This window comes from Bacteroidota bacterium (assembly GCA_016183775.1).
GTDB lineage: Bacteria > Bacteroidota > Bacteroidia > JABDFU01 > JABDFU01 > JABDFU01.
This window is the reverse complement of sequence record JACPDY010000051.1, coordinates 1-9,197: the sequence shown is the minus strand read 5'-3', so window position 1 is coordinate 9,197 and position 9,197 is coordinate 1. Positions and strand designations below refer to the sequence as shown.

At 41.6% G+C, this 9,197-nt stretch carries 4 protein-coding genes; 3 read left to right on the top strand and 1 reads right to left on the bottom strand.

All coding sequences use genetic code 11. The features are described from left to right. Positions 1-147: 147 nt before the first annotated feature. The 3 genes from HYU69_06800 (at position 148) to HYU69_06790 (ending at position 8,178) form a co-directional block, all read left to right on the top strand. Positions 148-3,822 carry a T9SS type A sorting domain-containing protein gene (locus HYU69_06800; GenBank protein ID MBI2270055.1) on the top strand — a complete coding sequence of 1,225 codons (3,675 nt, stop codon included), beginning with the start codon at positions 148-150 and terminating at the stop codon, positions 3,820-3,822. A gap of 227 nt (positions 3,823-4,049) precedes the next feature. Continuing rightward, positions 4,050-5,687: a hypothetical protein gene (locus tag HYU69_06795; protein MBI2270054.1), complete on the top strand. Its 1,638-nt coding sequence runs from the start codon at positions 4,050-4,052 to the stop codon at positions 5,685-5,687. A gap of 16 nt (positions 5,688-5,703) precedes the next feature. After that, on the top strand, positions 5,704-8,178 hold the full coding sequence (locus HYU69_06790) for an OmpA family protein (protein MBI2270053.1): 2,475 nt from the start codon (positions 5,704-5,706) through the stop codon (positions 8,176-8,178). A 29-nt stretch (positions 8,179-8,207) separates the two neighbouring features. On the opposite strand, the gene HYU69_06785 is transcribed toward HYU69_06790, so the two are convergent. After that, on the bottom strand, positions 8,208-9,197 hold a 990-nt coding region (locus HYU69_06785), incomplete at its 5' end, for a hypothetical protein (GenBank protein ID MBI2270052.1).

The following is a 9,197-nucleotide window of genomic DNA, read 5'->3' as shown; positions in this document are numbered from 1 at the left end:
TTTCAAATCTAATGAACTGCTCAACATACAAATCAAAAACAGTGTCAGGTAAAAATCAATACATTTCATGCAAAATTTCATATTTGTCACTTGCACAGATGAATATATTTTATAAATTAGCTTAACCCAATCATTAAATGAAACATCATGAAAAAAATTACTCAATTTCTCTGCATCTCGATCATTCTCCTTTCTACAATTTATAAAACCAGTGCTCAATGTAATGTGTTTTTAACAGGGATAAAAAACGTAACCTGTAATGGTTTATGTGATGGAACTGCAAACGCTTTTACATTTGGAGGAACTGCTCCATACACCTATTCATGGAGCGGAGGACAAACGACTGCTAACGTTACAAGTTTTTGCGCTGGGGTATATACATTAACTGTTAAAGATGCCAATACATGTAATATCACAACCGTGGCCACTATACTTCAAGCCCCGGTTCTTAAAGGAACTACCTCTACTACAAACGCCAAATGTAATTCTCTCGGAACTGCTTCTATAACTCCCACGGGAGGCTCGACACCATACAATTACACCTGGAGTCCAGGTGGAAAAACAACAAGTACAATATCCGCAGGAGCGGGTATATACACTGTTACCCTAAGAGATTCTTATGGTTGTATTAAGATGTATATTGATACCATTGGTAGTGACCCCGGAGCAATTACTGCAACTGCCACCCAGACGAATATAACTTGCAATGGTCTCAGTAATGGCTCAATAGCGGTTTCTCCTTACGGAGGGACAAGTCCTTATACCTACTCATGGAGCCCCGGTGGACAAACGACTTCATCCAGAACCGGTTTATCTGCCGGAACGTATAACGTTTCAATTACAGATGCGGTGGGATGTACTTCAAGTCGTTCCTTTTTAATAACCCAACCTACAGCTATAACTTTGGGAGGTGGGTTTGGTTTAATAGGAGTACCGGCTAAGTGCAATGGCACCAATACAGGATCAATTAATGCTACTACTGCCGGCGGCACAAGCCCTTATACCTATATTTGGAGTAATGGGGCAACTACACAACTGAATTCAGGAATAGGCGCAGGGACCTATACGGTAACCGTAAATGATGCAAACGGTTGTAGCAGAACCGGCACAGCAACTGTAACAGAACCAGCTGTTCTGGCAGTTAGCACAGCAGTAACAACTACAACAGCGACTGCCAATCCAACCGGTGGAACACCTCTTTTTTCTTATGTCTGGAGTAATTCCGGAACAACGAAAACAATTACAGGCCTTGGCTTTGGAACATATACAGTAACAGTAACTGATGCAAACGGTTGCTCTCAAACAGCAACAGCGACTGTTGTGGCAACCTGCAATGTAGTATTGAACGGAATAAAAAACGTAACCTGTAATGGAGCGTGCAATGGTACTGCCACAGCCTTGGCTGCAGGAACAGCTCCATACACCTTTTCTTGGAGCAGCGGACAAACCACTGCCAATGTCACAAATCTTTGCGCCGGAACATTTACGGTATCTGTTACAGATGCCAACGCTTGTGTTTCAACATCATCATCAACAATTCTTCAGGCTCCTGTGCTAACTGCAACAGTCTCTTCTACAAACGCAAAATGCAATACACTCGGAACCGCTTCTATTGTGGCAACCGGCGGATCTGCACCTTACACCTATAATTGGAGCCCCGGCGGAAAAACAACAAGTACAATAAGCGCAGGCGCGGGAATATATACTGTAACATTGAGGGATAACTATGGTTGCATTAAAGTATATACAGATACAGTCAAAAGTGATCCTGGCGCAATAACAACTTCTTCTTCTCAAACGAATATCAATTGTAATGGAGGAAGTAATGGTTCCATATCGATAACTCCCTCAGGCGGAACAGCACCGTATACATATACCTGGAACCCGGGAGGACAAACCACTTCCACCACTTTAACCGGACTCAACCCGGGTACTTACATAGTTACGATAGTTGATGCGATCGGATGCACATCCAATCGTTCATTTATAATAAACCAGCCTGCTCCTATAGTATTCGGTGGGGGTGCCGGCCTACTTGCGATTCCTGCAAAGTGTAATGGAGAAAGCAACGGTTCAATTAACGCTCCCACTTCCGGTGGCACGAGTCCTTATACATATAGCTGGAGCAATGGCGCAACCACACAACTTAACTCAGGAATTGGAGCAGGCACATACGCACTAACAGTTACTGATGCAAATGGCTGCACTAAAACAGCTTCCGCAACTGTTACAGAACCTCCTATCCTGGCCGTTACCACAACAACTACAACCAACTCGGCGACTGCAAATCCAACCGGCGGAACTCCTGCCTATACCTATCTATGGAGTAATGCAGGAAGCGCAAAAACAATTACCGGTATTGGTTTTGGTACATATAATGTAACTGTCACAGATAAGAACGGTTGTACACAAACTGCGACTGCTACGGTTATTGCGACATGCAACATAACCTTGAACGGAATAAAAAATATTACCTGCAACGGAGCATGTGATGGTACAGCAACTGCAATGGCAGCAGGAACTTCTCCTTATACTTATGCATGGAGTGGTGGACAAACTACAGCCAGCGTCACAAACCTTTGCGCCGGAACATTTACAGTATCTGTTACTGATGCCAATGCCTGTGTTTCAACTTCGGCCAGTACGATTAACCAGCCGCCTGCTTTAACGGCAACAGTTGCTTCAACTAACGCCAAATGCAATACGCTTGGAACTGCTTCAATTACTGCCTCCGGCGGATCTGCACCTTATACTTATAGCTGGAGTCCCGGCGGAAAAACTACAAGCGCTATTAGTGCCGGCGCCGGAATATATACTGTAACACTAAGGGATATGAATGGCTGTGTAAAAATGTATACCGATACTGTTAAAAGCGATCCGGGCGCGATAACATCTTCTGCTTCTCAAACCAATATAAGTTGTAATGGAGGAAGCAATGGTTCAATAACGATAACTCCATCCGGAGGAACAGCTCCGTACACATATACCTGGAATCCCGGAGGACAAACAACCTCCACCACTTTAACAGGACTGTCCCTCGGAACATACATAGTAACCATTGCCGATGCGATCGGATGTACGTCAAATCGTTCATTTATTATAACCCAACCAGCTCCGATATTATTCGGCGGCGGAGCCGGCTTACTTGCTACTCCTGCAAAATGTAATGGCGAAAGCAACGGCTCTGTCAATGCCCCTACATCGGGAGGCACGAGTCCTTATACTTATAGTTGGAGCAATGGCGCAACCACACAACTGAATTCTGGAATCGGAGCAGGAACGTATGCTTTAACAGTAACTGATGCAAATGGCTGCACTAAAACAGCTTCAACAACTGTTTCAGAACCTCCGGTGCTTGTTGTAACAACAACTACCGCAACTAACTCTGCCACTGCAAACCCAACCGGAGGAACAACAGCATATACCTATAACTGGAATAATGGTGCAAGCACAAAAACAATCACCGGTCTTATTACCGGTACTTATACTGTAACAGTAACGGATAAAAACGGTTGCTCAGCCAGTTCAACCGCCACGATTCTTACTACTTACATAAATGGCGCAAATACAGAAAGCGGCTTAAAAATTTACCCGAATCCTGTATCAACACATTTAACCATTGAACTTTCTTTTGAAAATAGTTCAGCTATAAAAATCACTCTCCTCAATATCCTAGGAGAGATGATTTCAGATGAAAATTTAACAACGAATAAAATCTTTAAGAAATCAATAGATGTCTCCGGACTTACAGATGGCATTTATTTTATTAATGTCAAATCCGAAAACCAGAGCTACACTCAGAAATTTATAATAAACAAATAATACACCCCCTTACTTCTCTCCCTTTTGGTTAATAATTGAATTGATCAAAGGGGAGAGTTACTTTTATTTGATCTAATATGCAGTCCGATCAATAATCGGTATAATGCCGATCCTATCCATTAATCAATGTATAACGGCCATAATACCGACTTGTGAAGCTCTGAAATTTGGTATATATTTGATAATCCGTTATTTAATCTGGTATGCAAACACATAAAAGATTGGTCTTGGTTACATTTTTTAGTATAGTCACTATAGTGATTTTATTTCATGGCTGTGTAAAAAAAACAATTGACCTCGACAATATGGGCAACGAACAATGGCAACCAAATCTTGCTGCCCCTCTTATATTCTCATCACTTACAATTGATGATATTATTACGAAATCCGGTAAACAGGGAAGCATACTGATCGGCAGCGATAAATTCTGCACGCTCGTTTACAGGGGCACATTATTTTCGTTTCTCGCAAAAGATATTATTGTATTGCCCCCGCAAACCTATACACAAACTGTTAACCTTACAGATGCCGACATTACAGCGCTTACCGGCGGCGGCACTGTGACCGTCAATTATACACAAACAATTAATTTCGATTCGGGTGTTGGTTCACCTGAAGTGGATTCACTTATTTACAAATCAGGAATATTAACGGATTCTATCGTGTCCGACTTTAAACACAATGCAAGTATCACCATCACTATACCTTCCGCTAAAAAAGCCGGTGTGCCATTTTCACAAACGCTTAACCTGAACTATACCGGAACAACACCTGTAGTGGCAACGGATAACATGAACCTGAACGGCTATAAATTTGACATGACCGATGGCGGAACAACATTCAGCAAATTCAAAATCAATTATGCTGTAACATTAACTTATATCGGCGGCAACCCCGTTACAGCATCCGACAAAGTGACCATTATACAAAAATGTGCAAACCCCATGTTTGATAAGGTATTTGGCTATATCGGAACACAATCGTTGGTACCAACAGCACAGGATAAAGACACCGTTGCTCTATCCATATTCAGGAATACAATTTCCGGCGGCACCTTTACACTTGATGATGCGCGCATTAAATTTATTTTTTCAAATTCATTCGGAGTACCGATTAAGGCGACCATGCCTCAGCTTACAGGCTATACTCCGCCCGGAAGCAATTATCCTTTGACAGGATCAGGTATACCTGCGGCTTTACCAATTCCAAGCCCTACGATCAGTGAGATCGGACAGATTAAAGTCGACTCATCAATGATCCTAAGCAAATCCAACAGCAATATATTATCGGTTGTAAGCAATAGCCCACAGCATATAATCTACCAGATCACATCTCAGTCAAATCCTGTTCCTTATGCTTCCCGGAATTTTGTTATTGACACCAGCCGCTTCAAAGTGGATATGGAAGCACAGCTACCTTTATATGGCACAGCAAACAATTTCACCATCAACGATACGATTAAAGATTTCAAACTCAACCTTACAGGGACTGACGCAACATTGGAAACACTTATGCTCCGCACCTATATTTCAAATGGTTTTCCTACTGATGTGGGGGTGCAGGTTTATTTTACCGATTCCGCTTACACAAAAATTGATTCTTTGATCAGTCCATATCAGGTTATTATGCCTTCGGCAACAGTTAATTCAACTACAGGAAAAGTAATTTCCCCGGCAGTTAAAATCACCGACAGCAACTTCGATAAAACCAGGATCAATAATCTTACAAAAGCAAAACGCGCGCTTGTAAAAGGTATGGTGTCTACCTATAATAACGGAGGGACGTCGGTAAAGATCTATTCAGATTACAAACTCGATATCAAGATCGGTGTGCAGGCAAAATTGAATGTGAAGATCAACAATTAAACCTTTCAGGTTTTTTATGAAAAAAACAGTGCGGATATTATTTTTTGTTCTCCTCTTTCATCAGGCATCAATTGCCCAGCAGAATTTTGTACTCTACAATATGCGTTTTATTCCGCAAAGCGGATACGCGAACCCCTCATTACTGCCTGTTAGCCGGATCAATATAGGCCTCCCCGGAATTTCATCGATCTATGCCAACTTCGGCAATAGCGGATTTACGTTAAACGACCTTTTCAAAACAAACGGCGGCGTAGTGAGTTACAATATGGATGGACTCATTGGCAACCTCAAAAAGAATAACTATATAACAGCTTCACTTCATGTTGATCTGCTATCATTTGGATTTAAAGTACAGAAAAATTATTTCAGCTTTAATCTCACTGAAAAAGCTGATCTCTGGTTCCGCTATCCGAAAGATTTCCTGGATTTTGTATGGAAGGGGAATGGCGCATTTTTAGGAACCGAGAAAAATTTCAACTTCGGCATTAATGCCTCGCACTACCGTGAATGGGGCTTTGGCTATATCCGTGAACTTAATGAAAAACTCACCATCGGGGGCAGGGTTAAGCTATTGGGTGGCATGGAAAATGTTTCTACAAAAAAAACAGATGTTAAATTTTACACGGACCCAATCGATTTTTCTTATCGCATTTCCTCCGATATTCTTATAAATTCAAGTGTTGACACCGGCCAATACAGCAACTTAAACCCCACCTCCTATCTCTTCAGCTTTAAGAACGCCGGATTTGGAGTTGACCTTGGCGCGACATATCAGCTGAACGAAAAATTCAATTTCTCGGCAAGCCTTATTGACCTGGGCTATATCAACTGGAAATCCAACACCCAAAACTTCTACAGCAAAAACCCCGGTGCTACAATTCTGTATAAAGGTGTTGGCTTTGACGCGCTCGGAGTTGATACATTGAAACTCGAAAAAGCCCTGCAGGAAATGGGCGACTCATTGAAAAACACATTCGAAATAAAAGATGATCGCCATGACCGGTATAAAACTTATTTACCTGCTCAATTATACATTGGCGGCAATTACAATATCAATGATAAAAATTACGCGGGAGTATTGCTCTACGCGCAGCTGCTTGACAAAACATTCCGTCCCGGAATTACCCTTTCAATGTCATCACGTGTTGGCAAAGTTATTTCCTCCGTTCTTTCCTACTCGATCTTTAACAGGAGCTATAGTAATATAGGATTTGGATTTTCCCTGAATATTGGTCCGGTGCAGCTTTATGCGGTCAGTGATAACGTGCTTGGTATGCTACTTTTAAATAATTATAAAACCCATAACGGGTCCTCATTTTCGGTGCCATCATATACAAGAAGTACCAATGTACGTGCCGGCTTGAATTTAACTTTGGGCCGCGGCATTCACGATAAGGATAAGGATGGCATAAGGGATAAGGATGACGCCTGCCCTGATACACCGGGCACAAAAGAGTTTAACGGTTGCCCTGACAAAGACGGGGATAAAATTCCTGACAGGAATGATATTTGTCCGGATGTTCCCGGCTTACCTATTTTCAATGGCTGCCCTGATTCGGATGGTGACGGACTAAAAGATATAGAGGACCAATGTCCGAACGAAAAAGGACCTATCTATGCAAAAGGATGCCCTGATGCCGACAATGACAGCATTAAAGACATTGAAGATGCTTGTCCGCAGGAGTCGGGTTCAAGAGCGTTAAAAGGCTGCCCGGATAAGGACAACGACGGTATTCGTGACAAGGATGATAAATGCCCTGAGAAAGCCGGCCCTGCTGATAATGACGGCTGCCCGCTTGTGAAACTGATTTTAACCGATATGAACGGAAATGTTGTAGCCACAATTATCAGGAATAAGAACGGAGAATTTATTTACGAAAAATTACTTGCCGATGAAAATGTTTTATTCAGAATTGAAGGAGATGATGTTGATTTGAAAGAGATCAATCTGATACTGGCAGGGCAAAACCGAAAATTGGTACGGGATGCGAATGGCAATTTCAGATTTGAAAAACTTACACCCATTGCGATCGCTCCGGCAAAAGAAAATGTGGATAGCAGTAAATTGAAATTAAAAATACCGGAAAGGGCTGTAGAAAAGCCCGTAGAAAATGTAAAACTTAAGGAGGAAGAAAAGAAAGTGTTAAATACCGCCTTCTCTAATCTTGAATTTGAATCGGGCAAGGATGTGATCAAACAAACATCATTCCCATCGTTGTTTGAACTGGCCACACTTATGAAAACAAAACCCGAATGGATACTACGTATTGCAGGTCACACTGACAATGTAGGAGTCCCTAAAAAGAACATGGAGCTTTCGAAAAACAGGGCTGATGCGGTAAAGAAATTTATGATACTATCGGGCCTGATGGAAAACAGGTTTATTATTGAAGCATACGGCTCAACCAAACCAATTGCTGATAACAAAACACCACTGGGCCGCCAGAAAAACAGGAGGGTTGAAATGAATTTGGTGCAGAGTATACAATAGCAAATATTCTGTTAGTATTTGGCCTTATGCTACTGTTCTTTTCTCTTAAAAAGGACTATAAAATTTTGCGATTGAGGTTTTACTCCTATCGCGTCCTGGTTCCAATAATAATTTGTGCCTTGCGGCAACATATCAACCATTCCTACCACATTATAGTTTTTCATAGAATAATCAGCGAACCACCTGAAAATTGAATCAGGTGTACCTGCCTGCTGCAACCAGGAATAATTAACATAGGCGCACATCAACATCACCGGCTTCTCCTGCTCTATCTCGCTGATCATTTCCTCCTGCATTTTCAGATTATATGGCTGCTTTTCCACCATTCCATAGGTATATATATAACCTGTTGCAGATTGCCTGTCGGCGTATAAAAATATTTCGGGTTCGGATCCCAGTATAGCTATTTTATCGCCCTCTTTTGTAGTTGACTTAATGAATTTACCGATAGGGATCGCTTCTATGAATGGATTCCCGTTATAAGCGGCATTACAGATCTGGTTAACATCAGGATTCAAATAATACGTTTTGTTCTTAGCAATGGCATTTGAAACGCTGATAATGATCAATATCACCGGAACATATTTCAATATACCCGATTTAAAACGTCCATTGAGCCAATTGCTCAGCACATCAAAGGCAATGCCGGCAAGCAAACCAATAGCGGGAAGCAGCGTAATAAAATAATGCTGCCTGAAATACAAACCCGGAAAAACTGTCGCGTAAGAAAACAAGCCAAAACCTATTGCGAATATTTTTTGTGAACGGTTGTATGTTTTATTGATCACAACAATTACAATACCGGCGATTGCCGCCAGCCAAATGATAATGTACTCATTAAAAATTGGCGGAAATAATGACATATAAATTGCAAGGCCATTGCTTAAACTTCCCCCCGCGGCATATTTACTGGCGTATTCGTAGGTCCAGAACCAGAATTTATCAAAAGCGCCAAGTGCTATAAAAATCAATACATTTAGAATATATGGTGCAAAAACACCTGCTGCAAATATTCCTCC